Origin of the sequence: Pseudomonas sp. RU47 (assembly GCF_004011755.1) — a bacterium.
GTDB lineage: Bacteria > Pseudomonadota > Gammaproteobacteria > Pseudomonadales > Pseudomonadaceae > Aquipseudomonas.
In genome coordinates, this window is record NZ_CP022411.1 from 3,367,107 (window position 1) to 3,394,005 (window position 26,899).

The 26,899-nt window shown below is 59.7% G+C and carries 26 protein-coding genes; 10 read left to right on the forward strand and 16 right to left on the reverse strand.

From position 1 onward, the window contains the following. The gene (locus tag CCX46_RS15200; RefSeq protein WP_095048956.1) at positions 1–393 is read left to right on the forward strand and encodes a MerR family transcriptional regulator; all 393 of its coding nucleotides are present in this window, start codon (positions 1–3) and stop codon (positions 391–393) included. A gap of 182 nt (positions 394–575) precedes the next feature. On the opposite strand, the gene CCX46_RS15205 is transcribed toward CCX46_RS15200, so the two are convergent. Further along, positions 576–1,046, reverse strand: coding sequence for a MarR family winged helix-turn-helix transcriptional regulator (locus tag CCX46_RS15205; RefSeq protein WP_127927676.1), 471 nt, complete (start codon positions 1,044–1,046; stop codon positions 576–578). A gap of 285 nt (positions 1,047–1,331) precedes the next feature. On the opposite strand from CCX46_RS15205, the gene CCX46_RS15210 reads away from it, so the two are divergent. Both CCX46_RS15210 and CCX46_RS15215 read left to right on the forward strand, forming a co-directional pair. Next, positions 1,332–2,285, forward strand: a complete 954-nt coding sequence (locus CCX46_RS15210) for a PDR/VanB family oxidoreductase (RefSeq protein WP_127930403.1) — start codon at positions 1,332–1,334, stop codon at positions 2,283–2,285. Between the two features lie 36 nt (positions 2,286–2,321). Continuing rightward, on the forward strand, positions 2,322–3,395 hold the full coding sequence (locus tag CCX46_RS15215) for an aromatic ring-hydroxylating dioxygenase subunit alpha (protein ID WP_127927678.1): 1,074 nt from the start codon (positions 2,322–2,324) through the stop codon (positions 3,393–3,395). 59 nt (positions 3,396–3,454) lie between these two features. On the opposite strand, the gene CCX46_RS15220 is transcribed toward CCX46_RS15215, so the two are convergent. The 13 genes from CCX46_RS15220 to CCX46_RS15280 form a co-directional block, all read right to left on the reverse strand. After that, positions 3,455–5,086: an arylsulfatase gene (locus CCX46_RS15220; protein ID WP_127927681.1), complete on the reverse strand. Its 1,632-nt coding sequence runs from the start codon at positions 5,084–5,086 to the stop codon at positions 3,455–3,457. A 45-nt stretch (positions 5,087–5,131) separates the two neighbouring features. After that, positions 5,132–5,926 (reverse strand): cyclase family protein, encoded by a 795-nt coding sequence (locus CCX46_RS15225; protein WP_110718488.1) that lies wholly within the window; start codon positions 5,924–5,926, stop codon positions 5,132–5,134. Then, entirely contained in the window at positions 5,904–6,905 is a 1,002-nt protein-coding gene (locus CCX46_RS15230; RefSeq protein WP_127927683.1) for an NAD-dependent epimerase/dehydratase family protein, read from the reverse strand. Before CCX46_RS15230 ends, CCX46_RS15225 begins: the two co-directional genes overlap by 23 nt. Positions 6,906–6,914: 9 nt before the next feature. Continuing rightward, positions 6,915–7,898: a fumarylacetoacetate hydrolase family protein gene (locus tag CCX46_RS15235; protein WP_127927685.1), complete on the reverse strand. Its 984-nt coding sequence runs from the start codon at positions 7,896–7,898 to the stop codon at positions 6,915–6,917. Continuing rightward, positions 7,895–8,476 (reverse strand): cupin domain-containing protein, encoded by a 582-nt coding sequence (locus CCX46_RS15240; RefSeq protein WP_127927687.1) that lies wholly within the window; start codon positions 8,474–8,476, stop codon positions 7,895–7,897. Before CCX46_RS15240 ends, CCX46_RS15235 begins: the two co-directional genes overlap by 4 nt. A 13-nt stretch (positions 8,477–8,489) precedes the next feature. Then, entirely contained in the window at positions 8,490–9,737 is a 1,248-nt protein-coding gene (locus CCX46_RS15245) for an MFS transporter (protein WP_127927689.1), read from the reverse strand. After that, a complete protein-coding gene (locus CCX46_RS15250) occupies positions 9,727–12,201 on the reverse strand; it encodes an efflux RND transporter permease subunit (protein ID WP_127927691.1) in 2,475 nt (824 codons plus the stop codon). Before CCX46_RS15250 ends, CCX46_RS15245 begins: the two co-directional genes overlap by 11 nt. A gap of 4 nt (positions 12,202–12,205) precedes the next feature. Continuing rightward, positions 12,206–13,309 (reverse strand): WD40/YVTN/BNR-like repeat-containing protein, encoded by a 1,104-nt coding sequence (locus tag CCX46_RS15255; RefSeq protein ID WP_127927693.1) that lies wholly within the window; start codon positions 13,307–13,309, stop codon positions 12,206–12,208. Positions 13,310–13,369: 60 nt separating this feature from the next. Continuing rightward, positions 13,370–14,758: a DUF1329 domain-containing protein gene (locus tag CCX46_RS15260; protein ID WP_127927695.1), complete on the reverse strand. Its 1,389-nt coding sequence runs from the start codon at positions 14,756–14,758 to the stop codon at positions 13,370–13,372. Between the two features lie 12 nt (positions 14,759–14,770). Further along, a complete protein-coding gene (locus CCX46_RS15265) occupies positions 14,771–16,468 on the reverse strand; it encodes a DUF1302 domain-containing protein (protein ID WP_127927697.1) in 1,698 nt (565 codons plus the stop codon). Positions 16,469–16,525: 57 nt separating this feature from the next. Beyond that, the gene (locus CCX46_RS15270) at positions 16,526–17,662 is read right to left on the reverse strand and encodes an FAD-dependent oxidoreductase (protein WP_007910244.1); all 1,137 of its coding nucleotides are present in this window, start codon (positions 17,660–17,662) and stop codon (positions 16,526–16,528) included. Positions 17,663–17,796: 134 nt separating this feature from the next. Further along, the gene (locus CCX46_RS15275) at positions 17,797–18,159 is read right to left on the reverse strand and encodes a Rieske (2Fe-2S) protein (RefSeq protein WP_127930404.1); all 363 of its coding nucleotides are present in this window, start codon (positions 18,157–18,159) and stop codon (positions 17,797–17,799) included. A gap of 13 nt (positions 18,160–18,172) precedes the next feature. Continuing rightward, positions 18,173–19,114 carry a VOC family protein gene (locus CCX46_RS15280; protein WP_127927699.1) on the reverse strand — a complete coding sequence of 314 codons (942 nt, stop codon included), beginning with the start codon at positions 19,112–19,114 and terminating at the stop codon, positions 18,173–18,175. 257 nt (positions 19,115–19,371) lie between these two features. Here CCX46_RS15280 and CCX46_RS15285 point away from each other — a divergent pair, with 257 nt between their 5' ends. The 4 genes from CCX46_RS15285 (at position 19,372) to CCX46_RS15300 (ending at position 23,544) form a co-directional block, all read left to right on the forward strand. Further along, positions 19,372–20,334 (forward strand): LysR family transcriptional regulator, encoded by a 963-nt coding sequence (locus CCX46_RS15285; protein WP_127927701.1) that lies wholly within the window; start codon positions 19,372–19,374, stop codon positions 20,332–20,334. Between the two features lie 59 nt (positions 20,335–20,393). Then, positions 20,394–21,551, forward strand: a complete 1,158-nt coding sequence (locus CCX46_RS15290; protein ID WP_127927703.1) for an alpha/beta hydrolase family protein — start codon at positions 20,394–20,396, stop codon at positions 21,549–21,551. A gap of 185 nt (positions 21,552–21,736) precedes the next feature. Further along, positions 21,737–23,086 carry a metal-dependent hydrolase family protein gene (locus CCX46_RS15295; RefSeq protein ID WP_127927705.1) on the forward strand — a complete coding sequence of 450 codons (1,350 nt, stop codon included), beginning with the start codon at positions 21,737–21,739 and terminating at the stop codon, positions 23,084–23,086. 11 nt (positions 23,087–23,097) lie between these two features. Further along, the gene (locus tag CCX46_RS15300) at positions 23,098–23,544 is read left to right on the forward strand and encodes a GlcG/HbpS family heme-binding protein (RefSeq protein ID WP_127927707.1); all 447 of its coding nucleotides are present in this window, start codon (positions 23,098–23,100) and stop codon (positions 23,542–23,544) included. Here CCX46_RS15300 and CCX46_RS15305 read toward each other — a convergent pair. Further along, entirely contained in the window at positions 23,529–24,464 is a 936-nt protein-coding gene (locus tag CCX46_RS15305) for a LysR family transcriptional regulator (protein ID WP_127927709.1), read from the reverse strand. The two genes, CCX46_RS15300 and CCX46_RS15305, sit on opposite strands and share 16 nt — an antisense overlap. Before the next feature lie 405 nt (positions 24,465–24,869). Between CCX46_RS15305 and CCX46_RS15310 the strand changes: the two genes are divergently transcribed. Next, positions 24,870–25,298 (forward strand): hypothetical protein, encoded by a 429-nt coding sequence (locus tag CCX46_RS15310; protein ID WP_127927711.1) that lies wholly within the window; start codon positions 24,870–24,872, stop codon positions 25,296–25,298. A gap of 211 nt (positions 25,299–25,509) precedes the next feature. On the opposite strand, the gene CCX46_RS30870 is transcribed toward CCX46_RS15310, so the two are convergent. Further along, positions 25,510–25,851: a hypothetical protein gene (locus CCX46_RS30870; protein ID WP_238553866.1), complete on the reverse strand. Its 342-nt coding sequence runs from the start codon at positions 25,849–25,851 to the stop codon at positions 25,510–25,512. A 548-nt stretch (positions 25,852–26,399) separates the two neighbouring features. Between CCX46_RS30870 and CCX46_RS15320 the strand changes: the two genes are divergently transcribed. After that, positions 26,400–26,591: a YodC family protein gene (locus tag CCX46_RS15320; protein ID WP_127927715.1), complete on the forward strand. Its 192-nt coding sequence runs from the start codon at positions 26,400–26,402 to the stop codon at positions 26,589–26,591. Next, on the forward strand, positions 26,588–26,860 hold the full coding sequence (locus CCX46_RS15325; protein WP_127927717.1) for a DUF6953 family protein: 273 nt from the start codon (positions 26,588–26,590) through the stop codon (positions 26,858–26,860). Before CCX46_RS15320 ends, CCX46_RS15325 begins: the two co-directional genes overlap by 4 nt. Positions 26,861–26,899: the final 39 nt, after the last annotated feature.

Here is a 26,899-nt window from a genome sequence, read left to right on the forward strand (position 1 = left end):
ATGAAAATCGGCGAACTCGAAGCGCGCAGCGGCGCCAGCCGTCATACGTTGCGCTACTACGAGCAAATAGGCCTGATCTCCCCCCTACGGCAAACCAACAACTATCGCGTTTACAACGAGCAAACTCTGCAGGATCTGGACTTTATCCAGCGCGCGCAAAGCATGGGATTTTCTCTGGGGGAAATCGGCGAGATTCTGGATGCGCAGCGGAACAAGCTGATCGATTGTGCTGAAGGCGCGAAGCTGATTGAAAAGAAGATGGCCGACATCAAACAGAAAATCGCCAACCTCCAAAGCGTTTATCGGTATCTGGATGAAGAGCGCGCCACTCTGGAAGCCAGTGCCGCCAGGCAACTTGAGCTTCAGCAACTGAGCAACGCTTCCAATCATTAAACCAGCACGTTTTCCAGGCGCATCATGGTGATCATTCCTGGCCGGTTTCTTTCAGTCACGATGGGCGGAATTCAGGCGTTCGGCTAGACGTGTACACCCCTGCACAGCAGATATCAGCAGTCCGGCAACTCGCACCGCGCAGCAGCTTTCAACGCCAATTCCACGCTGCGGTCTGCCGCGACTCACTCCTCACTCGGGTCGTAACTGTTCACATTGGGTACTTGCAGATGCAGGCGCCCAAGCAAGTCAATCAACGTATCAACCTCAGCCGGCGTCAATCCGCTGAGCAGTCGCGCTTCTCGCTCAAGTGCAACTTTGAGCACGCGGTCATGTAGTTCTTTACCGCTGGCCGTCAATCGCACGGTGTAACGCCGCGCGTCCCTGGGATCCAGCTGACTGGTGATCCGCCCCGCTGCTTCCAGCGTCTGCAATGAACGACTGACCGCGCTCTTGTCGAGACCGATCGCCTGACAGATTCGATTGGCAGTGATGTCGGATTCAACGGCGAGCATTGAAAGCATCCGCCATTCAACCACGCCGATTCCGAAGTGTTTGCGATAGCACTGGGAAGCCCCGGTGGCGAGTTTGTTCGCCAGGAACGTCACCAGGCCAGGTACATAACGCGACAGGTTCAGTTGTGTATCGGTAGGCATCGAGAAAACACCGTAGATCGAAGATCTTGCAATTTGGTTGACACCGCAACTAAATTATCTGAGGATTCACTCAGCCTGTCATTGCGGACGATGCGCCGCATGATACGCCGTAGCACAACCTCAAAAAAATAATTAACAGGTCTTGCTTATGAACGCTCCCCAACTGTGCCCTTCCTTGGCGCCCATGATTACCCACCCTTTCTACTTCTTCTTGCCTGGCTGATTAGTCACCCGCAAGTCCCCCTTTCGTTTTTCAGCAGCCACTTCAATGTGGAGGGAGAAGTCATGCTTCAAGTCAGCGTCACCCGCAAGGTCGTCGAGGCCGAGGGTATTTGCAGTTTTGAGCTGTGCGCAGCAGACGGCCGGCCGTTACCACCGTTCAACGCCGGAGCCCACATCGACATCCATATTGCCGGCGGCCTCACCCGGCAATACTCGCTGTGCAATGACTCCCGAGAGCGTCATCGCTACGTAATCAGTGTGCTGAAGGATCCCGCCTCACGCGGCGGTTCCACTGCGATGCACGAAACCATCAGCCAAGGACAGACGCTCAGCATCAGCGAACCCCGCAACCTCTTTCCACTCGCGGTCTCAGCCAAGCGTCACCTGCTGTTTGGCGGCGGTATTGGCATTACGCCGATGCTGGCAATGGCTCATGAGCTTCATTATCAAGGCGCGGATTTCGAGCTGCATTACAGCTTCCGATCCAGCGAGCGCGCCGCGTTTATCCAATACCTGCGACAAGCGCCGTTCGCCAGCCACGTGCACTTGCATGACGACAGCGGATCGCCCGAACAGAAACTCGATGCAACCGCCCTCTTCGCCGCGCCAGATACCACGACTCACCTTTACGTATGCGGCCCGGTCGGTTTCATGAATTTCATTCTCGACACCGCGCAGACCGCTGGCTGGCCCGAAGATCGTGTGCACAGAGAGTTCTTCGCCGCCGCACCTGTCGATGCAAGCGCTGATTTGCCCTTCGAAGTTCAACTGGCGAGCACAGGGCAGATTTTTTACATCCCCGCCGATCGCACCGTTTTCGAAGTGCTCGATGAGGCCGGGATTGCCATCGAATCATCGTGCGAGCAAGGCGTCTGCGGCACCTGTGTCACGGGCTTGCTCGAAGGCATTGGCGATCACCGTGACCAGTTCATGACCGCCGCCGAACACGCTGCCAATGACCGTTTCACGCCGTGCTGCTCACGTGCCAAATCGCCCCGACTGGTATTGGACCTTTGACCTGAACCGAGCATCGAACGCTCGCCGGAGAACATCATGACGACCGCTGCCCAACCTCTTGCACACGAAATTGTCCCGGCCAATGCGCCGAGCTTCCCGCTCGATCAATGGTACGTCGCGGCCTTGAGCCGGGAACTGAAAGACCAGCCCCTTGGCCGTACGTTACTGAATAAACCTGTGGTGCTTTTTCGCACGGCGGATAACCAGGTCGCCGCGCTGGAAGATCGCTGCTGCCATCGAGCACTGCCGCTGTCCGGCGGCACGGTGGAGGAACGTGGTTTGCGCTGCGGGTATCACGGCCTGCTATTCAATGAAGGCGGTAAATGCATCGAAATTCCGGGCCAGGACAAGATCCCGAGCAAAGCCAAAGTCCCTGCCTACCCTGTCCGGGAGCAGGATCAGATCATCTGGATCTGGTTCGGCAGCGCCGAGCATCCAGAGCCGACATTCGCGCCGCCGTCCTACGACGTGCACAGCAGCGGCAAATACCTGTTCGACGGTGATGTCTATCACTACGACGCGCCCTATCAACTCATCCACGACAACCTCATGGATCTCAGCCACTTGGGTTATGTCCATCTGCACACCATTGGCGGCAACGCCAGCATTCATATGAACGCGAAGATGAACGTCGATGGTGATGACTCAATGGTTCGTGTGGTTCGCCATATGCCCGATTCCGTTCCGCCGCCGACCTACACCGCGGCCTACCCGTTCAAAGGCAACATCGACCGCTGGCAGGAGATCGAATTTCACTTCAATCACCTGCGCATCTGGACCGGCGCGATCGATGCAGGCACGGACGACCTGAACAACCCGGATCGGGGTGGTTTTCATATGCGTGGTTTTCACGGCGTAACGCCGGAAACAGACACCTCAAGCCACTATTTCTGGACCATGGCCACCAACCCTGAACATGATCCCGAGGCCGTCACAGCCAAAGTTCTGCATCAGACGCGATTGACGTTCGACGAAGACAAAGTGGTGATCGAAGCGCAGTACCAGAACATGTGCCGGTTCGGTACACGTCCGATGATTGATATTCATGTCGACGTCGGAGCCAATCGTGCCCGCAGAATCATCGAGCGACTGCGCAACCCAACGAGTTGATGGCCGCAAAACAGTGGCGGCGAGAAACGCCGTCCACTGTGTGCAAAGCCTCTGCCGTACTAACGCGGCGGAAACGCTACGCCGACCCGCTCGGCATACTTGAGCCACGCGGCCTTGAGCCGTTCGACCGTCTGCGGCTGAGCCGCCGCCAGGTCACGGGTTTCACCACGATCCTGGGCAACATCAAACAGCTGCCATTGCGGCGGCTGTGTGTTATCGCCGAAACCTGCTTGCGGGCGCATGCCCAACAATTTGAGGTTGCCCTCACGATAATAAGCATTGCCGAACAACTCACCGGCCAGACTCTCAGCGTCGTGAGGGCTGCCCTTGCCTTCGAGCATGGGCAGGATGGATCGGCCGGTGATCGGGTGTTTGTCCGCTTCGCTCGGCAAAGCGATGCCCGCCAAATCAAGGAATGTCGGCGCCAGATCATCCACCCGCGCTACGCCTCTTTCCACACCCTGACGCCGCAGTGTCTTGGGCAGTTGGATGATCGCCGGCACACTGATTCCGCCTTCGGCCGTGGTGCCCTTGAACAAGTGAAAAGGCGCGGCACTGACTTCCGCCCAGCGCAATCCATAGTCGATCTGCGAGCCGCGCTGGCCCAGATTGGCCAGGCTGTTATCGGTGTTCACGCCGGGTGGATAGAACTGCGCATGATTTTCCGCCGCCGCGCCGTTGTCGGACATGAACACGATCACCGTGTTGTCGTACTGGCCGCTTTGGCGCAGGTAGTCGATAACCCGGCCAATGTTGTGATCGAGGTTGTCGACCATTGCCGCGTAGATTTCCATTTTCCGCGCTTCGACTTTCTGCTGCTCAGCCGTGAGTTGCTGCCAACCGGGCAGCCGAGGGTTCACGGGCAACGGTTGCGCCGGCTGAAAGTCCTTGTCCAGCAAGCCGAGTTTTTTCAGCCGCTCAATGCGCGACGAACGCACGGTGTCGTAGCCTTGATCGAAGCGGCCGCGGTATTTGTCCAGGTATTCCTTGGGCGCTTGCAACGGCCAGTGCGGTGACGTGTAGGCGGCATAGGCGAAAAACGGTTTGCCTTCACGTTGGCTGTTTTGCAGATAGCCAATCAGCTTGTCGGTGTAAAAGTCGGTGGAGTAGAACGTCTCGGGAAGCTCTACCGACTGGCCGTTTTCACGGTAATGCACTTGCTCCAAGGGCGTCGGTGCAACGCTGGCGGGTTTGAAGTGCGTCGCCCCGCCTTCCAGCAGCGCGAACGACTGCTCGAAACCGCGCCGATCCGGGCCTTGATCGGCCTCCAGACCCAAGTGCCATTTGCCGACCATCAGCGTGTTGTAGCCGCCCGTTTTGAGCAGCTCGGCAACCGAGTAGGCCCGCCCGTTCAAGTACCCTTCATACCCCGGTTTACCCTGTTGAAACGGTTGCAAGGCTTCGGCCATGGTGCCCAGTCCGACCAAGTGATTGTCAGTGCCGGACAGCAACATCGAGCGAGTGATGGAACAGGTCGGCGCCGCGTACATGCTGGTGAATTGCACGCCCTGTTGCGCCAGTTCATCCAGCCTGGGGGTGTGAATCTCGCCGCCATAGCTGCCCAGATCCGAGTAGCCGAGATCGTCCGCCACAATCAGCAGAATATTCGGTTGGCTGGCCGCCATGGCCGCGCCGCCGCCCATTGCCAGGGCGCAAAAAAGTGCCGTCAGCGGTAATCGCGATAGAGCCATCGGTTTTCTCTTATTGTCGTTAAAGGAATGCCTCAAACAGCCCGATCACTCTTCGAAAATAGCCACCGCACGCACAAAACCTGCTGACGCATGCCGGATCTTGTAGGGAAAGCACGACACCGTGAAGCCGCTCGCTGGCAGGGATTCGAGGTTGGCCAGTTTTTCCATTTGCCCGTAGCCGATATCGCGCCCGGCCTTGTGCCCTTCCCAGATGATCGAGGCATCGCCGCTGGCGGCAAAACGTTCACGGGTGTATTTGAACGGCGCGTCCCAGCTCCAGGCGTCAGTGCCGACCACGCGCACGCCGCGTTCCAGCAGATACATCGTCGCTTCGCGTCCCATGCCAATGCCGGCGTCGAGATACCCGGGCTGACCGAACAGTGCACCGGCGCGTGTGTTGATCAGCACGATATCCAGTGGTTGCAGCGTGTGCTCAATGCGCGCCAGTTCCGCTTCGACCTCTTCTGCCGTGACCACGTGACCGTCGGGCAAATGGCGAAAGTCCAGTTTGACCCCCGGCTGCAAACACCAGTCCAGCGGCAACTCATCAATGCCAAACGCCGGCTCGCCGCCATCGGTGGTCGAGGCGTAATGCCACGGCGCGTCCATGTGGGTGCCGCTGTGGGTGGTGATCTGCAAGCGCTCGGCGGCCCACGACTCATTGCCGGGCATCTGCTCAAGCTGCAACCCCGGGAACATCGCCGCCATCTCCGGCCAGCCTTGCTGGTGGTCCATGTAATCGATTTTCGGCAACAGCGGTGGCGGGTCTGTGTACGGGTTGTTATCGAGGGTCACCGAAAGGTCGACCAGACGACGTTTACGCTGGATGGGCTGTGACATGAGGCGTATCTCCGTTCAACGGCAGAGGCCGATAAGGGGCTGGATTGAGGGCATTGCGAATAAGTGTGGCGACGTTGCCGTCATGGCAGAAACCGGCAGCGCGGGCCTGCGGGGTTTTCAAGGGCGGCATGCGCCCGAACAAGGTTTCGAGGTCACGGTCCGCGGCGAAACTGATCAGCGCACGGCGTTGCTCGCCGTAAGTTGCCGCCAGTGCATCGATGACCTGGGCGATGGACAAATGCAGCACCGGCAGTTGCCAGACCCGCTGTTGCGCGGCGGCGTCATCCAGTTCGGCGGCGTGGATCAGGTTGTTTACGCAACAGCGCGCCGACATCCACCACGCTGTTGCTTGCGGTGATACCGGGCAGCAATACTCAGCGCCCTCGGCGAAGGCACGCATCAAGTCGCTCATGAAGGCCGAGCGCAAGCCGTTGGGTTCGCGTGGGCGCGCGACAATCCCCGGCAGGCGCACCGCGCGGCCATCGACTTCACCGCGTCGCCCCAGATCGATCAGCGCACGCTCGACCATCATCTTGTGTGTGCCGTACGACAGTTGCGGGTGCAGTTCAGCCTGCTCGTTCATCTTCGCCGGCAGATCAGCGCCATACACCGCAACGCTGCTGGCATACACCAGCACCGGAGGTCGCGCCTTGTTGCGCAGTTGATCAAGCAGTTCGAGGCTGGCCAGCAGGTTGACCTGATAACCCAATTCGTAATGCGCCTCCGCTGCTCCGCCGGGAATGCTGACCAGGTGAAACACCACATCAATGCCATCGGCCAGGACACGACGCATCAACGCTGCATCCGTCACGCTGCCGCTGTGCCGGCGCAGACGCGGATCGTCCGGCAGGCCTTGGACATCGGTGTCCAGCACCAGCAGCGAACGAATGACTTGCCCGCGCAGACTGCCGCGCGCGAGCAGACAACGCAGCAGTTCGCGGCCGACAAAGCCATTGGCTCCGGTAATCAGTACACGCATGGGCGTTCCTTAGCCGTGGGCCTTGACGACGCGTTGATCGATCGCACCGAACAGTGACCGGCCATCGCTGCCGGTGACGTCCATGCGCACGCGATCACCAAAACGCATGAAGCCTGTCACCGGCGCGCCCTGCTCAATCATCTCAATGGCCCGACGTTCGGCGATGCACGCCGAGCCGACGTTGCGCTCGGCGTTCGACACCGTGCCGGAACCGATCAGGGTGCCGGCGCGCAAGCGCCGGGTTAAGGCCGCGTGGGCGATCAGTTGGCCAAAATGAAAGTTCATCTGCGCGCCGTGCGGCTGGCCAAACCACTCGCCGTTCCACTGCACTTGCAGGGGCAAATTGACGCGGCCGTCTCGCCAGGCTTCGCCGAGTTCATCCGGGGTAATCGCCAGTGGGGCAAAACTGGAGGACGGTTTGGCTTGCAGAAAACCGAACCCGGTGCGCATTTCCCGCGGTGCCAGCGCACGCAGGCTGACATCGTTGATCTGCAGGATCAGTTTGATGTGCTGCAACGCGTTTTCCGCCGAACAGCCCATCGGCACATCATCGACCAGCACGACAAATTCGCCTTCGAAATCGATGCCTTGGCTTTCGCTCGGCAGTTCGATGTCATCGTGTGCGCCGATGAAGTCATCACCGGCGCCCTGGTACATCAACGGCGTGCGGTCAGCGCCTTCGATCGGGTCGAGGTTGAACGCTTTCTGCATCAGTGCGCCGTGACTGAGAAACGCCGAGCCATCGCACCATTGGTAAGCACGCGGCAACGGTGCCATCGCCTGCGCGGGGTCGAAGGCAAAGGCCTCGCGGCAATCGTGGTTTTCAAGCTCACGCGCCAGGGCCTGCAAACGCGGCTCGGCATCAGCCCAGTTTTCGATGGCTTGCTGCAAGGTCGGCGCCACCGAACGAGCATCCAGCGCCCGGGCCATGTCGCGCGAAACCACCACTAATTGGCCGTCACGGGTACCGTTTTTCAGGGTTGCGAGCTTCATGCTTTTTCTCCCGTGCAGTCTTGCAGTTCAGCGGCGAAACGCCCGTCCAGCAGGATAAACACCATGCGCGCCATGGCCTCGGTACGGTTGCTCCACGCGTGATTGGTGCCGCGCTGAACCACCACGTCGCCGCGTTTGAGGTGGACCTCTTCATCGTCGAGCACCAGCCAGACTTCGCCTTCGGTGACGATGCCGTAATCGAGGGTTTCGGTGCGGTGCATCAGTTTGTGCCGCGAGTTCGCCTGGCCGGTGCCGGCATGCGCCTGGCCAATCTCGGCAAATGCGGCCGCAGCAGCGGCATCACTGACCTGGTTCTGCACGCTGTCCGGCGGAATGTCGACGACACGAATCACACTGCCCAACGGGCCGGGGCTCAGTTGTAAGGGTTTGCTGGTTGGATCATCGGCATTGTCGAGCAGGACCGGACTGCCGCTGCTGTTCCATATTTCATGAAACACCGTGCCAGGCACCGATTGCAGCGCGAAGACGTTGGCAGTTGCTCCGTGACTGGCGACGACCGCGCGGCCGTGGGCATCATGCCCGGTGACCACGCGTTTGAAGGGGGGAAGCGCTTGCATGGAAAATCCTCGTTCAATGGCCGTTGCTGATGGAGTCGTGCCCGCCAACATTCGTGCGGATCAATAGACCACCGAGCCTCGGCACGGACAGACAAAACAGCGCCACTACCAGTTGCAGCCAACCGATCATGGTCAACGCTTGCGGCAACGCCGTGGAAGCCCCGGCGGTGATGGCGAGTACCACCAGCGGGCTGATGAACTCGCCGGCAAAAATCGCTGCGGTGAAGCACCCCGCCGCTCGCCCCCGCTGAGCAAAGCCGACTTGCGCCATGATCCAGGTGATCAACGTCGGCAACATAAGGCCGATGCCCAGACCGTTGACCAGAACCGCGACCACCACTTGCGCGTGGCTGCCGGCAGCGGCCATCAACAGGCCGCCGATGCCGGCCAGGCCATAGGCAATCAGCAACAGATGCTGGCTGCGCAGACCGCTCAACAAACGGAAACTCAAGGCCCCGACGAGCACACCGAGTTGATTGGCGCCCATGGTCATGCCGATCTGCTGCGGCGCATCCACGTGCAACAAGTTGAGCAAGTAGCCGGCCTGCACCGGCACGATGAACAGGCTCAGGCCCGCGAGCAGCGACAATGCATACAGGGGCGTCAGTGCCCGCCATGGAAATGCGCGCGGGGCTGACACCGATGCCGTTGCCGCCGGTTGCACACGGGGTTGCGGTTCCCAGAGTTTCCACGCCATCAGCGGCAGGAAAATCAGCCCGACCGCGTACAGCGCAAACGGCGTGCGCCAGTCTTCCTGACCGAGAAAACCACCCAGCGCGATAAACACCGCAGCGGACAGCGACGTCGCGACCATTTGCAGTGCAAACAGGCGTTCACGGCGTGCGCCGCTGTAGTAGTCGCCCATCAGCGTCGTGCAGCAGGTCATGATCCCCGCCTCTGCCAGACCGATCCCGGCGCGGCTGGCGACAATGGCCGGCAGCGAATCCAGCCACAGCGGCAACACACCGCAGAGCGTGTACAGGGCCATGCTCGCCAACAACAGCGGTTTGCGCCCGAGCCGGTCGGCGATGACCCCGGCAAACGGCGCCAGTACTGCAATCATCAATGCCGGTAAGGTCAGCACGATCGGCACCAGCACGGTGCTGCCCGCGACCTCGGCAAAATGGGCCTGCATGCGCGGCAATACCGGTGCGAGCAATACCGCGCCGAGCACGGGCAGACAGCTGCCGAGCAGCAACAGCAACGACTGCGTCAAACCGGCGCGACGGCCGCTGTTTTCAATTGAAGACTCAACGGCCATGACAGGTCTCCCGATGACGCGCTTGATGAATATCTACCGCCACGGCTCGCGAAGGCTGGCTCAGATTGATCGCCTCCGCCGGCGTTTCTGCGTCGGTGTTCGTGCGCCGTGCAGGCAACAGGAAGTACGCCAGCGCTGGCAACAGCAGCAGCGCGCCGACCATGTTCCAGACGAACATGAACGCCAGCAGCACGCCCATGTCAGCCTGGAATTTGATCGGCGAGAAGATCCACGTGGCCACGCCAATGGCGAGCGTGATGCCGGTGAGCATCACCACTTTGCCGGTGGACACCAGGGCGCGGTAATAGGCTTCTGACAGGCTCGCACCCTGGCGCAGATGACCGAGCAGGATGCTCATCACGTACAACGCATAGTCGACGCCAATGCCGACACCCAACGCGATCACCGGCAACGTCGCGACCTTCACGCCGATGTTCAGCCAGACCATCAATGCTTCGCAGAGGATCGAGGTGACCATCAGCGGAATTACCGCGCACAGCGTGGCGCGCCACGAACGGAATGTGATCAGGCACAGCACGATCACCGCCCCGTAGACCCAGAACAGCATCTCGCGATTGGCTTGTTTGACCACGATATTGGTCGCCGCTTCGATGCCGGCATTGCCCGCCGCCAGGAGGAACTGCACATCATCGTTGTTATTGGCAGCGGCGAATTGCTCGACATGATCGACCAGCCGCGTCAGCGTTTCAGCCTTGTGGTCGGTGAGGTAGGCGTACAGCGTGAGCAGGCTGCAATCCTCGTTGTACAAACCGCGTGGCGCACTGGCGGTGATCATATTGAGCATCGCCTGATTGTTCTGCAGCTCGTACCACTTGGCGCTGCCTTCGCTGAGGCCAACCAGCATGCGCCGGTTGAGCAAGGCCAGCGAGTTGGTCGAATCCACCCCCGGCAATGCACGCAGTTGCCAGTCCAGCGCATCGACCTTGGCAAGGATGTCGTAACGCGCACATTGCCCGGCCGGGGTCTTGACCATCACCGCGAACAAATCACTGCTGGCGCCGTAATGCCGGGTCAGAAAAGCATCGTCCTGGTTGTAGCGTGAGTCGGCCCGCAGCTCCGGTGCGCCGGCATCCAGATCACCGATCTTCAATTGCAGGCTGACCACAAAGCCCAATGCCGCCAACGCCAGGCTGATGGCAATGCACAGGCTGGCCCAGCGACGTCGGGTAAACAGATCGAGAAAACGCCAGAAGCCATGACGCCGCGCGCCGGCCTGATCGTTCTGCTCGCTCTTCAGGCTCAATTGCGCCGCACGTGGCGTTACGCCGACATAGGACAGCAACACCGGCAGCAGAATCAGGTTGGTGAAAATCAGCACCGCCACACCGATGCTGGCGATCACCGCCAGATCCTGAATCACCTGGATCTTGATCAGCATCAGCACGGCAAAACCCACTGCGTCGCAGAGCAATGCCGTCAGCCCGGCCAGAAACAGCCGTCGAAAGGTGAAGCGCGCGGCCACCACCCGGTGCATGCCGCGACCGATGTCCTGCATGATGCCGTTCATTTTCTGCGCGCCGTGGCTCATGCCGATGGCGAACACCAGAAACGGCACCAGCACCGAATACGGATCCAGTTGATAGTCGAGCAACGGCAACAGACCCAGTTGCCAGACCACCGCCACCAGCGAACAGAACACCACGAGCAACGTGCTGCGCAGGCAGCGTGTGTACCAGAACAGCACGGCGGTGGTGATCAGGATTGCGACGGCGAAGAACAACAGGATCTGCTTGAGCCCGGCGATCAGGTCGCCGACCTTTTTCGCGAACCCGGTGATGTGAATGTCGATCCTGTCGTTCTGGTACTCGCTGCGCAGCGCCTCCAGTTGCTCCGACAGCACCGAGTAATTCAGCGCCTGGCCGTCCGCCGTCGTTGCCAGCAACGGCACGTAAATGATGCTTGAGGTTTGATCGAACGCTACCAGTTGGCCGAGCTCGTTGGAGCGCTGCACGTTGCGGCGCAAGGCCTCGAGACTGGCCGGGGTGCCGGCGTAATCGTCCGGGATCACCGGACCACCATCCAGTCCGTCTTCGGTCACTGCGACCCAACGGGTTGCGGGCGTCCACAGCGACTTCATGTAGGCGCGATCGACGCCGGGCAGCAGGTAAAGCTTGTCGCTCAGCGCCTGCAAGGTTTTCAGATACTCAGCGTCGTAGATATCGCCCTGGCGATTGGCGACAACAATGCGCAAGGAGTTGCCCAGACCGCTGAGCTGCTTTTGATGTTGCAGATAATTGGCGATGTAAGGTTGTTGCGTGGGAATCATCTTTTCGAAACTGGCGTTCAGCTCGACGCGCGTGGCCTGATAGCCCAAAAAGAGCGTGGTCACCAGGCACACCAGCAACACCCACAACCGGTGATTGAACAAAGTGCGTTCCACGACCGAGCCGGAACGCGGGTCGAAACTCGCCAGGCTGGCCGTGGCGTTGTCGAATGGTTTCATAACCTCACTCCGAAGCTGTAGCGGTGGGCGACGCCAGGCGCGTCAACCCGGTAAAACCGGCCAGCACCAGGCTGCCATCGGCGGCCTGCACGACGCTGGCAATCGGTTTGCCCAGCGGTTTGCCGAAAGGCTGCAGGGTGGGTGCGTCGCCCGTGGTGCGAAACATTGCGCCCGCCTGATTGACCACCAACAGCTGGCCGTCAGCGGTGCGAATCGCTTCACTGAAGGACACCGGCATCGGTACGGGCGCGGGCACGAAGCTGTTGCCGTCGTCGGTGGAAGTGAACGCGTTGCCTTTCAGTCCTGCCGCCAAAAGCGTGCCGTCATCGCGCACTTGCAGGGCGAAGAAGCTGCCGCTGTACGGGCTGTTGAGCGCGACGAAGGATTTTCCAGCGTCCTCAGAACGCGCCACATAGCCTTGCTCGCCAGCGATGAACCAACGCTCGCCTTGTTGTGCGATGGCATACAGATGCGCGCCCATCGGATTGTCGATATGGCCCATCAGCGACTGCCAGCTCACGCCGCCGTCCTCGGTGGTAAACGCGAGGCCATAGGCGCCGACGATCAGGCCGTGACGCGCATCGGTGAACTTGAGGTTCAGAAACGGTTTGTCCGCGCCTTCGCTGACCATCCGTTCGGCGGTTTGCACGCGTGCCGCCGCTGCATCGGGGTCAGTGGCTGTAGGCAATTGCTCTTGTGCGGCGTGCAACTCCAGTTGCGCAGCGCGGTTGCCATCCAGTTGCAAAACCCAGTTTTCCCCACCGTCGTGGGTGACCAGCACGGCACCGGCATGGCCGACCGCCCAGCCGGTGTTGGCATCGACAAACTGCACCGCCGTAAGGCTGACGGAGACCGGCACCTGCGCCTGCCGCCAATTGATACCGTTGTCATCGGAGAGCAAGACGATGCCGCGTTCGCCGACCGCCACCAACCGCACACCTGCCCGCGCCAGATCAAGCAAGACCGCTTGCCGGGCCTGCGGCGCGCGCATCGCCGGGGTGTGCAATACATCGCCGACGGCAGCGGCCTGAGCCTGGCTTACGGGTAATACGCAAGGCAGCGCCAGCAGCGCTAACAACCGCCCGAGCACCTGACAGATTCTGTTCATACCGACCTCGAAACCACCTGTGAAACCGGATCGCCACAGCGTGTGGCGATCCGGCCCGATTCAACGAACCCCGGCACCCGCCATCGCCGCCGGCGAGAATTCCGATGCCTTGTAGCGATCGACCACGCCGTATTGCTCAGGCAGACCGGTGTAGACGTTCTGGATAAACCAGGCGCCGGAGGTCAGGTCGTAGAAACCCGAAGATAGCTGCGCTTGCGCTGGCAGATCCGGCAGCACGGCCGGTAGCGACCACAAGGTTTTGGCGAGTTGGCCGTTGGCGTCCCAGCGATCGCCGAGCATCGCTTGCCAAGTGTCTTCGTCGAGGTAGTAGCGGCCCTTCGGCAACTGGTGACGCTTGCCCGGCGCGAGTTCGGCGTCTACCACCCACACGCGATGCAATTCCCAGCGCACGTAATCAGGATTCATGTGATGGGCCAGAAACAGGTCTTCCGGTTTGCCGGCGGTCAGGACTTTGTTGGTGTTGTAAGGGATATACATTTCCTGCTTGCCGACCAGTTTCCAGTCAAAGCGATCGATGCGCCCCTGGAACACGCTCAACTCATCGAACGACATCACCCCAGCGGTGGCCGGCGTCGGTGTGTCGCAGCAGGCATTCGGCAACTTGCGCACGCGGCGCTGGCCGGTCAGATAGACGTGAGCCTGGGACTTGTCGCCGTTGATATTGGTGCGCCCCATGATTTGCTCACCGGCACGCAATGGCGGGCCGACATTAAGCAGGCGGAACAGCCAGTAATCACCGGCGAAACTTTCCGGCGTGCCGTCCTGGTAGTAATACGGCATGTCCTGGATCGCCTGGCCGTCGGTGGTCATCACCTGTTTGCCGTCTGCAGTCATCAGGTAATGGCGAAAGTGCATGGCCAGTGACGTGCCGCGCCAGTTGAGGATGTGGTTCCACATGGCTTCGGCGCCGTTATGCGGAATCGGGAATGGAATACCGCCAAACGCACCTTCGGGCACAGGTCCGGCGCTGCTGTCGACCAGCTTGGCACGGGTGGCATTTTTCAGGGTGTTGTCGTACACCCATTGCGGCGCAGCGGCCGAGCGACGGGTCGGATAGACGTCGATGCGATAGGTGTCAGGAAATCGCTTGAACATCTCCTTGGTGCCATCGCTGAGCTTGCCGGCGTATTGCGCCAGGTTCTTCGAGGTGATGCTGAACAGCGGCTTGTCAGCCGCAAACGGATCGCTACGTTTGCCGCCCGGTTTGTACGCCGGGTCGACCTTGGTGTAACCGCCCTGCCAGGCCGGAATGCTGCCGTCGGCATTGCCTGCGCGCTCGGCCCCCATTGGCGTGAGACTGCTCGACAGTTTGGCCGCCTCTTCTGCGGTGGCCGCCGTTGCAACCTGGCTCAGGACGGTCAGCGTTCCGAGCAAGGCAAAGCACAGGGCCGTAAGGCGCGGGAGACGATTGTGGTGGTGAGAAGTCATGCGCAAGTCCTCTTAAAACGTGGTCTTGACGGAGAAGGCGAGGTAATCCCGATCCTTCAGCGATTGCTTGTAATTGAACTGGCTGAGGCCGTTGAGGTTGGTGTCCTCGGCGCCGTAGTAATGCGTGTAGGTCAGGCCGGCCGTGACGCGATCGAGGTAAGTGGCGGTGATGCCGATGTTGATGTCGCCACCGTTGTCCGGGCCGAACGAACTGACCACCGCTGATTTGCCCAGCGGGAAATAACTGACGCCAACCGGAATGCTGATATCGATGCCGGAGAAAAACTGGCGATAGGTCGGCGTATAGACGACTTTGAAACCCAGGCCATCATCGGTGGCGTTCGGGTCCAGCGCGGCGCGATTTTTAGTGACGCTGAGCAGGCGGTTCCACGCCACTTCGCCAACCAGTCCGGACTCGCGGGCGATGAAGTTGGGGCCAAACGATGCCAACACGTTCAAGTTGACGTGAGCGGTGCGACCGACGGCGTAGAGCGCGTCATCATCGTTGTCGGCAATGACGCCGGGCAGCACGGTCTGACCGTTCGAAACCAGCGGCATGTTCCAGCGCATCGACGCTTCACCGGCGAAGCTGTACTCGTCCACTGTGGTGGAAAAACTCGCGCCCAGCGCTCGAATGTCTTCGGGGTAAACCCAGTAGTACTCGCCGATCTGTCCGGTGCTGAAGTTCGGCGCCGCCGTCGACGGTTTCAGATACAGCTTCGGCGTCTTGTCGTGGTACTGGATGGCGTAGAGGCCGTACTCGACGGTCTCAGCGCTGTATTTCAGTTGCAGACCGCCCTGCCCCGAACTGCGCGCTTCCTTGTCATTACCGTGGAAAAACGCGGCGGGACTGGCCGGGTTGCCGCCGAGGAATGCCGGAAATGGCGCACCGACGATCAAGCGCTCATTGCCTTCGCCAATGGTGTCGCTGGTGGAGAAATAGCTGCCGGCGGCGGGCAGTCGGGTTTCTTCCCATTCGAGTTGATAGTACGCGCCGAGCGATACGTCGTCCGTCAGTTGGAAGGTGCCCGACAGTTGATTGACCGGACGGGTGATTTCCTTGAACTGCGTATTAGGCACCGACTGCGCCTTGACCACGTCAACCGGGGCCATGCCACCGGCAATGCCGTTGGCGCCGAAGAACAGGCTTTCGCCCCAGATCAGGCCATGACGGCCGGCGCGCACTGACGTTGCGCGGTCGGCCAGTTCACCGTTCCAGTAGACGAACGCGTCGAGGATTTCGCCGTCACCACCGTGCAAATGACGGGTGTCATCGGTGAACTCGTCGTAGCCCACGGAACGTGCGTTGGCGCGGGACAGATCGTTATTGTCGTTGTTGCCCTGGTACTCGCTGTCGTACCACGCTGCACCGCTCAAACGTGCGCCGAAATCCTGAAACGACAGATCCAGCTCCGAGAGGATGTCGGTGCGATTGGAGATCAGGCCCTTTTTAAAGGCACGATCGCCATCGTCCTGATTGAGCGCGACCTGCCCCTCGGTCAACTTGCTGCTGGGATTCTGCGTGCGCCAGGCAGCGCTGTACTTGACCGTGTTGTCCCAGCGCAACTTGAAATCCGGGTTGCCAGTATCGATGTCGAAAGCCTGAGCGGCCTGGCTGCACAGCACCAGCAGCGCAGCAACGCTCAAACCAAAGGGTGCAGACGAGCAGACCGGGCGACGCACGAGCGCCGCAGTCGTAGAACTAACCATCGCGTTAACCTCTTGTTTTTATAGTGGTAACTGCTGTGGATGCGTCGCAGGTGTGGTTCAGATTGGCTCGGCAGTGCGCGCGAGCATTTGCTTGACCAAGCCAATGCGATCGAAGGCGCGGTCGTGTTGCATCTCCTTGTCGCCGGCCAGCACCGAGCTTTCGCTGATGTATTTGCAACGTTCGAAACGCCGCGCCATGAAGCGCTGCAGCTGCTGCTCGACGCTGGTGGCGGCGGACTGCTCGCGAGTGAGTTCTTCGCTGAGCACAATCGCGTCTTCGATGGCCATGCCGGCGCCTTGGCCGAGGTGCGGCGTGGTGGCGTGGGCTGCATCGCCGATGAGCAGGACGCGTCCGCGATGCCACGGCTCATCGACGAACACCACTTCCATCGGCTTGTAGACGACCTGGCTGTTGTCGGTGATTTGCTCGCGCAGTTCGCCGATAAGACCGGTAAAACCTTGCAGGCGCTGGCGCATCTGCGCCGCCAGATCGGCAGGATCCATCCACGGATTGGACGGTTCGTGGGACGTCAGAAACAGGTACATCAAGTTGCCGGCCAGCGGTACCAGCCCGGCGTTGCCGTCAGCACTTTGATAGTTGGCCAGATGATCGATTTGTGGCGCGCGGGGAAAGTTGTAGCGCCACACCGATTGGCCCGTGAAACGCGGGGTGTAGGCATCGCCGAAGACCAGGCTGCGCACTTTCGAGAACAGTCCGTCGGCACCGACCACCAGGTCGTAGTGGCCGCGATTGCCGTCGGTAAACAACACATCGACCTCTGTGCCGTTGTCGTCCAGCGCTTCCACACTCAGGCCCAAACGCACGTTGGCGCCGAGTTGCAGAGCGGTTTCGCTGAGGACTTTGTGCAGTGCCAGGCGGGAAATACCGACGTTGGCAGGATACTGCGGGCCGGCCAGTCGCTGACCCGGAATGCGCGCCAGTTGCTGCCCGCCCGGGCCGTAGATAGCGACGTCTTCGAAGGCATAAGCGGCATCGAGATAACCGTCGAGAACGCCCAGCTTGGCCATTTCACGGACGACGTTGCTCTGTTGAATAATCCCGACGCCATAGACTGTCCATTCGGACTTGAGCTCGATCAGGTCGACCTCGATACCTTTACGCCGCAAGGCGATGGCCGCACACAAGCCGCCGATACCACCGCCCACGATCAGAACGTTGTTCACTGCACTCATGGTGTTCTCTCTTTTTATTCTTGTGATCGATGCTGCGTCGGGCACGGCATCGTTGGATGAAGCTTCCCGGCAAAGCAGGGATTTGACTAATCGCGAGTAAGGATGCGATGTATCACCGTACGCGATACCTCGATTTATCCCGGCTGCGGCAACTCTTCAGGCATTTGCACCAGCAGCCAGCCGTCCTTTTCGCAGAACGGCAGCGCCTCCAGCGTCTGGCCCAGGCATGGGCCATAGATGCACTCGCCCGTCGCCGGCAGAAATTGCGCGCCGTGGGCGTAGCAGACGATCAGTTGGCCATCGGCGGACAGGAAGCGGTCCTTGCGATACTCCAGGCGCACGTCCAGATGCGGACAACGGTTGCGATAGACCCGCACCCGATCGTCATGACGCAGGGCAAACACGCTGTCACGCCCCTGCGCCAACGGATCGAATCCGCGCGCCCGGCCCTCCTCCAGTTCGTCCAGCCGACACAATGGCTGCGCGATACCGCTCATGATCAGCGCGGCCTCAACCGAGTTTTGGCGGCGGGCCACCTGGGGCCCATTTTTCTTTGGCGCTGAACAGGAACAGCTGCGAGTTATCCGCCGACAGCGGCGCGCGACGGGCCTCCCAGGCGTCATCGTGTTTGTCCATGTCGGCGTCGTATTCGATGTGGCAGCCCAGCGGACTGTTGAAGTACCAGAACCAGTTGGAGCCAAACAGGTGACGGCCCGGCCCCCAGAAACTGGTCCAGCCCTTTTGCTCGAAACGCGTCCCGGCCAGCAGCACTTCGGTGCCACTGCCCATGTGGAAGGTGAAGTGTTCGCAGCCTTTCATGTGCGGCGGGGTCTGGATCATGAACAGGCAATGGTGATCGTCAGAGCCGGCCGGGCGCATGAACGGCCCGGCGCCAATGAAGGTGTCGGTGGTGCGAAAACCCAAACGCTCGGCGTAAAAAGCTTCAGCTTTCGCCGCATCGGGCACGAAATACACCACGTGGGACAAAGTGCGCGGAACAGCGCCCATATCGAGGCTAATGCCCGGCTGGTTAAGCGGCCGCTGTGGCGCATGGCCGGCGGCGTTGGTCAGGTCATCCGGCGCGCTGTAAGGCTTGCGTACGCTGACCTGAAAAGCGATGGCGAAACCCATGTCGTCAACGCTGTGCAGCACGCCGTGCTGATCACGACGGACGATGCGATCACGGGCCAGCTCATCTTCGATGGCATCCAGATCGCTGATCGCAGCGACCCCGTAGACCGTCTCGCGAATCGACGGCGCCGGGCCGATCGCCGCCGGCAAATCAGGATCGTCGGCTCGACGGATAATCACCGCGGTGCCGTCCAGCGCTTCGAAACGCCCGCCGTTGCTGTCAACGCCGACCGGCGCAAGGCCGTAGTCGCGCAGGCAATCGGTGCAGGCTTGAATGTCATCGACGCCAAAAATCAGGGCATCAAGGCCAATGATGTTCATGGCTTACCACTCCATTGAAATTATGATCCGGTGACTGTCGCCATGGACGCCTTGCAGCGCGCCGGGCCTGACTGGAAACCGGTGGTGGTGTCGGCAGCAGGGCCGACTGCGGCGAAGATTGGCGCAAGGGCTGACAGCTGACTAATCGCGAGTCGGGATGCGACCTATCGGCAAACGCGATACCTGCGACGAAGGTTGACGCGCCAATGGATTCGTTCGAATGTATTGCGAAAATAAATACAAAAACGGACCTGCCCATGCGTTTCAACCATCTGGATCTGAACCTGCTGGTCGCGCTCGATGTGTTGCTCGAAGAGCAGAACATCACCCGCGCTGCCGAACGCCTGCACATGACCCAATCCGCCACCAGCGGTGTGCTCGCGCGTTTGCGCACCTACTTTGAGGATGAGTTGCTGGTGCAGGTGGGACGCAAGATGCAGCCCACGCCCTATGCCACGGAACTGGCCAAACCGGTGCGTGAAGTCCTGCTGACGATCCAGTCATCAATCACCGCCAAACCGGTGTTCGACCCGGCCACCAGCAAACGTCATTTTCGCTTGGTGACCTCGGACTATCTGATCAGCGTGCTGTTCGCCCAAGTGATCCAGAACATTCATCAGCAAGCGCCTAACATCACCTTCGAAATGCTTGGTCCCAGCGACAATTCCGGCGAGTTGCTGATGCGTGGCGAGGTCGACCTGATGATCGTTCCCGAGCGCTACATCATTGACGGCCACCCTTCGCGCCTGCTGTTCGAGGAAGAACACGTGTGCGTGGTCTGGCAAGGCAATACGCATGTCGGCGACAGCCTTACTCTTGAGGAGTACATGGAGATGGGCCATGTCTCGGTGGGCTTTGGCCGTACCCGACACATGAGCATCGAAGAATGGTTCATGAATCAATACGGTTTCAATCGGCGCATTGAAGTGATCACGAACGACTTCAATACCCTGCCGCAATTGATTGTCGGCACGCAGCGCATCGCCACGATGCACCAGCGCCTGGCGAACCTCTACGCGCACTATCTGCCGCTGCGCATCCTGCCGCCGCCGGTGAAGATTCCGGTCATGCGCGAGTACATGCTGTGGCACCGCAGCGTTGACGGCGACCCGATGCACCGCTGGCTGCGCGAGCGCATCAGCGAATCCATCCAGCATCTGCAACACGTGCCCATCGTATCTCGCGATACCTCGTATCCGCCGTCACGATTGGCCAATTAGTCGGGTGATCCTTAACGTGCCTTGGGAATGCCAAGGCAACCATAAGGACAACAATAATCATGTTTCGCTATTTCCCGACCAACTACGTTTGGAATCTCTCTGTCGACCTGGCCATTGAAATGGGCGCGCGCATGGGCGAAATCGAAGCGATGTGCGCCCCGCTGCAAGAGGCGGCCAAGCAGCCGGACGCGGCCGGCACCCGCGCCTTTCGCGAAACCTGGGCGAAAATGGCTGACAAGCTCTGCGGTTTGGCCGAAGAAGACGAAGGCAATGGCCGGATGCTCTCGGCTGGCGAAAAATACAACCGCGCCGCCACTTACTATTTGACCTGCGAGCGTCTGCAAGCCCATGGTGCGCCAGGCCGTACCGAGCTGTATCAGCGTTTTCTGCAGACCTTCAAGCGCGGCATCGAACTGTCGCGGGAAAACTGTGAACGGGTGGAAATCCCTTACGAGGGCAAACATCTTTCCGGCTTGCTCGTGCGTGCCGAAGGCGTCGAGGGGCCGGCGCCGATTCTGGTGCAGGTCAATGGTCTGGACTCGACCAAAGAAATGAAATACCGCGTGGGCTTGCCCGCCTGGCTGGCGAAACGCGGCATCTCTTCGCTGATCATCGACCAGCCCGGCACCGGCGAAGCGCTGCGCCTGCATGGCCTGACCGCACGATTCGACAGTGAACACTGGGCCAGTCGCGTGGTGGATTGGCTGGAAACCCGAAGCGATGTTGACGCTGCACGCATTGGACTCGAAGGTGTCTCGTTGGGCGGTTATTACTGCCCGCGCGCGGTTGCCTTCGAACCACGCTTCGCCTGCGGCGTCGTGTGGGGGGCCAACCATGACTGGCGTGATGTGCAAAAGCGTCGACTGGAAAAGGAAGGCAGCTTCCCGGTACCGCATTACTGGGCGCACGTCTGCTGGGTGTGGGGCGCCAAGGACGTCGAAGAGTTCATGACCATCGCCGAAAACGTCCACCTCGATGGCGTGCTCGACCGCATCAAAGTGCCCTTCCTCGTGACCCATGGCGAGCAGGATTCACAGATTCCGTTGAAGTGGGCGCATCGCACCTACGAACAACTGGTCAACAGTCCAAAATGTGAATTGAAAATCTTCACCGAACGTGAAGGTGGTGTGCAGCATTCGAGCTTCGACAACAGCATCAATGCCGGGCAATACATTGCCGACTGGGTTGCTGAAACCCTCGGTGGTCGCACCGCTTGATCTACTGAAAGATACGCACAAAAAAACGCCGGACAATCCCACGATTGTCCGGCGTTTTCGTTGGTGGCTTCAGCCCGGCGCAGCTATTGACGCGATCAATGCGCAGCCATCGATGCAATCTGCTGGTCGTCCCCTCGCCTGCTCTCTAGCCTCTCTTTGCATAACAATCACATAGCGAAGACGCCATGACTGCCCTGCACCTGAAATGCCAGACCCTGTTTGACGGCACCGGACTGCAAACCCGCCAACAACAGACATTGATCGTCGAAAACGGCCTGCTCAGTTACGTTGGGCCCACCGCGTTGGCACCTGCTCCCCAGCCAGGCGATACACAGGTGGATGCGGGGGATGATTTCGTGATGCCGGGGCTGGTGGATGTGCACACGCATCTGGCCTTCGGCAACGCGCAAAGCGAAGAAGACATTGATCTGTGGACCAGCGACGAATTTCGCGCGTTGCGCGGGATGTTCTTCGCGCAACACGTGCTGGCCGCCGGCGTCACCAGCATGGTCTGCCCCGGCGACAGCGGGCAGCTCAGCATCGCCGTGCGCAATGCGGTGACCGCTGGTTTGTTCGAAGGGCCGAGGATCGCAGCCAGTAGCCGCGTCATCACCAACCGCCAGAGTCTCAATGACTGGTTCCCGAGTCGGGTCGGCGCTCCGGAGTACTTCACCGCGCAGTTGGTCACCAGCCGTAGCGACGCCCTCGCGGAGATCCGCAAGCAGGCCAAGGATGGCGTTGACCTGATCAAGATTGCCATGGACGGCACGCACCGCCGCCCAAACGGCGAAATCATTGCGGCCTTTACCGCTGACGAAACCTTCGAAATGGTTGAGGAAGCGCATCGTCTGGGCTGCAAGGTCGCCACACATGCGTACGGTCGCGAAGCCGTGATGTACGCGGCGCGCGCCGGCGTTGATCTGGTTTTCCATGCCTTTTACATGGACGACGCGTGCATCGAAGCGTTGCTCGAAGCCGGCAGCATCCTCGCCCCGACCATGACGTTCCCGCAAAACACCGTGGATTTCTGTCAGCCCCACGATCCGGCGATCAGCACGGGTTATGCCGGTTATTGTGCACGCACACTGGAAGTCGGTTCGGCGGTCCTCAAACGCGCCAAAGCGGCCGGCGTACCGTTTGCCTGCGGCAGTGATAGCGGTTTTGCGGTGACGCCCTATGGCGAATGGCATGCGCGCGAACTGGAGCTGTTGGTCACGCGCCTGGGATTCACTCCGGCCGAAGCGTTATACGCAGCGACGGCTGTCGGTGCGCGCTGTATGCCGCGTGGTGAAACCCTCGGCTCGCTGCAAGTGGGCAAGCAGGCAGACTTACTCGTGCTTGATGGCTCACCACTGGATGACATCCGCATCCTTCAGGATCGTTCGCGCCTGAAGGCCGTTTACAAGGCCGGCCAACCGGTACGCATGGATCGCAGCCCCTACAACCCCAAGCAAGTGTCCGATTTCAACTCGCTGAAGTGGACCGATCTTTACACCCGCGACCGCGTGGCCCAACTGGGCAAGTGGACCGTATGAGGAAAGATGCCATGCAACGACTGGATCTGCTGACTGCGACGAGCATGGCCAGCGATGCCATTCGCATTGCTCGGGAAACCGGGATCAAACCTCTGGGCGTCGCCGTACTGGATGCCGCCGCCCATCCCTTGGCGGTTTTGCGCGACGAAGACGCCACTTTCCTGCGCCCGCAAATCGCCACCGGCAAGGCACGCGGTTGCCTGGGCATGGGTTTTGGCGGCCGTGAACTGGCGCGGCGCGCGCAGGCAATGCCAGCGTTTTTCGATGCGATCAACAGTTTGACCGGCGGCGAGGTGATTCCGGTGGCGGGCGGCGTGCTGATTCGAAATGCCGAGGGCATGATTCTCGGGGCCATCGGCATCAGTGGTGATACCTCGGACAACGACGAGCGCTGCGCATTGCTGGCCATCGCCAAGGCCGGATTGGTCGCCGACAGCGGCGATCAGGCAGAGGGTTGATCGAGCAACGCGGCCTGTTCCAGAAGCAGGCCGCGAAACCACTGCATGACCGGGTCATGTTCTTGATAGGGATGCCATTGCAAGACTTGAACGGCCTCTGGGAAAGCCAGCGGCGCCGGGTGGACGCGTAATGGATAACACTGGGCGAAGCGTTGCGCCTGTCGTCGAAACACCGTGGCAATGCGCGCGGTGCCGACAATGAACTGCGGCATCAGCACAAAGCTTTCAATGGTCACGGCCACTTGCCGCTCAATCCCGAGCTCATGCAGGTGCATGGCGTCCAACGCCAGGTTGTGCCCGTCGGCAAACTCGCGCACCACATGCGCCGCGGCGCGATAGTCGGCCAGGCTCAATTGCTCGGCAAACTGGAGCTGTTGGGCGCAGACGATGCAACACAGCTGGTCCGTCATGAGCGGCACATGGGGATAGGCCGGATTCAGCCGTCGCTGCGGCACGATCACGCAATCACTGCGCCGATAATCCAGCGCTTCGCTGACGACATCACCGTCGCGCGGGACAGGCATGTCGCGCAGGCTCAAGCGAATACCCGGAGCGATACTCGCCAGAACTCGGCTGACAGCCGGAAGCAGCACGTCGGCGACGTAATCGGAGGCTACGAGGGTGATGTGCCGTTCGCAGCTCGCCGGGTCAAAACTTAGTGGCGCGTCGACGACTTCCCGTGTGAGTGCCAACGCTGCACGTACCTTTGGCAGCAACTCCAGGCCCAGCGCCGTGGGTTCCAGGCGGCGCCCCACTTGCACCAGTAACGGGTCGTTGAAATGTTCACGCAAGCGGCCCAATGCCGAGCTGGCAGCTGACTGCCCCAGACACAGACGCTCCGCGGCCCTACTCACACTGCATTCGCTCAACAAGGCGTCCAGCGCAACCAAGAGATTAAGGTCGAGGCGTCGATATCGCATGTGGGTTCCGCTGAAGGTGATGGTGACGTTTTTGCGCCCGGTTTGCGGGCAGGATCAAAAACGAATCATGACCTTAGCGAGCTGTGTACCCATGCGCCAATCGCATGCGTCGTTGGGAGGTATCGCAAACGAAGATACCAAGCGCCAATGCGCGTAATTAGTTACTCATGGGAAGCCACTAATAGAAAGGTCAACGCGCACCATCGAGGATCCAGCAGGTAAGCAAAAGCCCTGCGATCACTTTTGATCAAGAGTAACTTACAGGTTGTTCGAAAATTGATGCTCGTGGATGACGGTAATCGGCCAATAGCTGACCATCAGCATACTCCCCTCAAAGAACTCCTGATCTATAGTCACTGAAGAGTCCATGGGCGCGGTAAAATTCAACTCGCAGGGAGCGTATGAATGACTCGTTTGCAAACACTCAAGTTGATTCAGATAGCCATTGCCCTTCCAGCCTATACCGTACCTTCAAGCACTACATTCGTCTTCACTCTTTGGTTCACCATCACCTCGACGATCAACCTGTTCACCTCACAATCCTTTTCAGGTTGGGGGGTGATCATGTTGTGGCTTCTGCTGTCGCTGTTCTCGCAATGGGCATGTTGGAGCATTTTTTCCGACTCGCTGGAGGACAGCCCCTCTTTGCAACACCTGCCACTACTTGTACTTGGGGTGTTGTTAACACTGATTTTAGGTTTGAGTGCCTGGGTCCTTTTTCACATAGGCCTAATCTGGCTTATGTGCGGTACACAAGGCATTGCAGCCGGTGTGCTTTTGACGATCAGTTGTGTGAGAAAAAGACGTCAAACTGGCGACATGCTCAGTGAATGAGTTCATCAGGGTGTCGGCCCTTTGCTGAGAGTGGAGGCGTAAAGCAGATGTTCTCTATCAGCCCATGCAACCGTTCGGGTGCGGCAGCGCCCGGTCAAAACACGCCACTCCCGAGCGGCTGCTTCTGGCCTTTAGCTGTCGCTCCTGACCGTCAGCTTCCGGCCAGGAGCGGTCATAGGGCGTCTCCAAAAAACGGGGCGAGCCCCCCGCCTCACCGCGCGCACAAAATTGGCCAGCCGAAGTGCAAGCGCCACATCGTTTCTAGCCGCTCCGCAAGAGACAAATACTGAATGCTCTCCTTGTGTTCAATTTCTGACCATAAGACATATGAGTAACGCCACTTGGTGAGATCGTTCAACGACGTGTCGCAGATTGCCAGTGAACCCGTTCCATTCCCGCCTCGGAACTCTTGAAGAATTCGCTCTCTAAGCCCGCCATGCCCCTTGAGACCGATACCGCCTATGCCGTTATAGACGACCCGGAAGTCACCCACCCTGCGATCGCAGATCATTCCTAAGTTCTCACGATGTGCAGCAAGAATATTGATAGCCACTGAGCCCCTCTTCTGGCTTGGAGAGGCTGACCGGATCTCCGCATCCGAATAGCTGGTATAAAGCCAGTACAAACCATTCGATTTCGAAGGTGGCCCACCCCCCAGCTGGAGTCGATTGGAGGCCTTCGTGACGCAGCTGAGGCGGCGCTCCTGCAGGAGGTTCAGTGCTTCCAGTGTAAGGTGAAACATATCTCTTCTGTGTCCTAGCGTCGATATTGAGACCGATTTTGGCCGATCTCAGCCTTCGCGAACAGCTACTTCCAATTCAGCACATTGAAAATATCTGGGCGCGCTACCAATGCCTTCTTATAGGCATGAGAGCCGACTGCTTACTGATCAGATTCATCTCGATACCAGCTTCGCGCATCCTGAACCTGATACTTTGGCTGAGCGCGACGTGATGCCGGTCAAATTCAGCAGCAGTGAGAGGAAGATAAACGACGATGAGTGAAAACGTGGCAAAGCGGCGCATGCAAACGTAATTGTGCTTTGTGCAGCCACGAGAATACTATCGGCATACCAATTGGCTACTACTTAAGGAAAGCGCAATGTCAAAGGAAACACTATTCAAGGTTGGGGATCTGGTGAAGATTAAATCTGGTGGCCCAGTAATGACAGTCCGAGGCAACTATGGTAGCGACATTAAAAATTTCGAGTGCCAGTGGTTCGCGGGCAAGAAACTTGAAATGGGCCGTTTCCCCGGCGACTCGCTGGTGCCGGTCGAGGACGAGCCAAAGTGACTACTGATGCCAAGTCGGTTTCCGACTGGATGTTGGCGCAGATCGAAAAGGACGGGTGCCTTTACCAGGACGACGTTGTGGACCACATCGTCAGTGCCAAGAGCGAGGTACTGCTGCGCGAAAATACCGAAGGCAACCTCGTGCTGGGCACCACTGTGCTGAACGCCTTTAAGAAACTGACACCTGACTCTGTCGTATGGGTCGGACCAGACAAGTATTGGCGGTGGCGGGTTACTGAGGATGAGCCAGGGCGCAACGCACGCGGCTGAGTCCATAAATGGGCACCGATCATGGCGCCCATTGTCCAC

Coding starts and splice junctions, on each gene's coding strand:
- CCX46_RS15200 (WP_095048956.1), top strand. CDS start 1: ATGAAAATCGGCGAACTCGAAGCGCGCAGCGGCGCCAGCCGTCATACG.
- CCX46_RS15205 (WP_127927676.1), bottom strand. CDS start 1,046: ATGCCTACCGATACACAACTGAACCTGTCGCGTTATGTACCTGGCCTG.
- CCX46_RS15210 (WP_127930403.1), top strand. CDS start 1,332: ATGCTTCAAGTCAGCGTCACCCGCAAGGTCGTCGAGGCCGAGGGTATT.
- CCX46_RS15215 (WP_127927678.1), top strand. CDS start 2,322: ATGACGACCGCTGCCCAACCTCTTGCACACGAAATTGTCCCGGCCAAT.
- CCX46_RS15220 (WP_127927681.1), bottom strand. CDS start 5,086: ATGGCTCTATCGCGATTACCGCTGACGGCACTTTTTTGCGCCCTGGCA.
- CCX46_RS15225 (WP_110718488.1), bottom strand. CDS start 5,926: ATGTCACAGCCCATCCAGCGTAAACGTCGTCTGGTCGACCTTTCGGTG.
- CCX46_RS15230 (WP_127927683.1), bottom strand. CDS start 6,905: ATGCGTGTACTGATTACCGGAGCCAATGGCTTTGTCGGCCGCGAACTG.
- CCX46_RS15235 (WP_127927685.1), bottom strand. CDS start 7,898: ATGAAGCTCGCAACCCTGAAAAACGGTACCCGTGACGGCCAATTAGTG.
- CCX46_RS15240 (WP_127927687.1), bottom strand. CDS start 8,476: ATGCAAGCGCTTCCCCCCTTCAAACGCGTGGTCACCGGGCATGATGCC.
- CCX46_RS15245 (WP_127927689.1), bottom strand. CDS start 9,737: ATGGCCGTTGAGTCTTCAATTGAAAACAGCGGCCGTCGCGCCGGTTTG.
- CCX46_RS15250 (WP_127927691.1), bottom strand. CDS start 12,201: ATGAAACCATTCGACAACGCCACGGCCAGCCTGGCGAGTTTCGACCCG.
- CCX46_RS15255 (WP_127927693.1), bottom strand. CDS start 13,309: ATGAACAGAATCTGTCAGGTGCTCGGGCGGTTGTTAGCGCTGCTGGCG.
- CCX46_RS15260 (WP_127927695.1), bottom strand. CDS start 14,758: ATGACTTCTCACCACCACAATCGTCTCCCGCGCCTTACGGCCCTGTGC.
- CCX46_RS15265 (WP_127927697.1), bottom strand. CDS start 16,468: ATGGTTAGTTCTACGACTGCGGCGCTCGTGCGTCGCCCGGTCTGCTCG.
- CCX46_RS15270 (WP_007910244.1), bottom strand. CDS start 17,662: ATGAGTGCAGTGAACAACGTTCTGATCGTGGGCGGTGGTATCGGCGGC.
- CCX46_RS15275 (WP_127930404.1), bottom strand. CDS start 18,159: ATGAGCGGTATCGCGCAGCCATTGTGTCGGCTGGACGAACTGGAGGAG.
- CCX46_RS15280 (WP_127927699.1), bottom strand. CDS start 19,114: ATGAACATCATTGGCCTTGATGCCCTGATTTTTGGCGTCGATGACATT.
- CCX46_RS15285 (WP_127927701.1), top strand. CDS start 19,372: ATGCGTTTCAACCATCTGGATCTGAACCTGCTGGTCGCGCTCGATGTG.
- CCX46_RS15290 (WP_127927703.1), top strand. CDS start 20,394: ATGTTTCGCTATTTCCCGACCAACTACGTTTGGAATCTCTCTGTCGAC.
- CCX46_RS15295 (WP_127927705.1), top strand. CDS start 21,737: ATGACTGCCCTGCACCTGAAATGCCAGACCCTGTTTGACGGCACCGGA.
- CCX46_RS15300 (WP_127927707.1), top strand. CDS start 23,098: ATGCAACGACTGGATCTGCTGACTGCGACGAGCATGGCCAGCGATGCC.
- CCX46_RS15305 (WP_127927709.1), bottom strand. CDS start 24,464: ATGCGATATCGACGCCTCGACCTTAATCTCTTGGTTGCGCTGGACGCC.
- CCX46_RS15310 (WP_127927711.1), top strand. CDS start 24,870: ATGACTCGTTTGCAAACACTCAAGTTGATTCAGATAGCCATTGCCCTT.
- CCX46_RS15320 (WP_127927715.1), top strand. CDS start 26,400: ATGTCAAAGGAAACACTATTCAAGGTTGGGGATCTGGTGAAGATTAAA.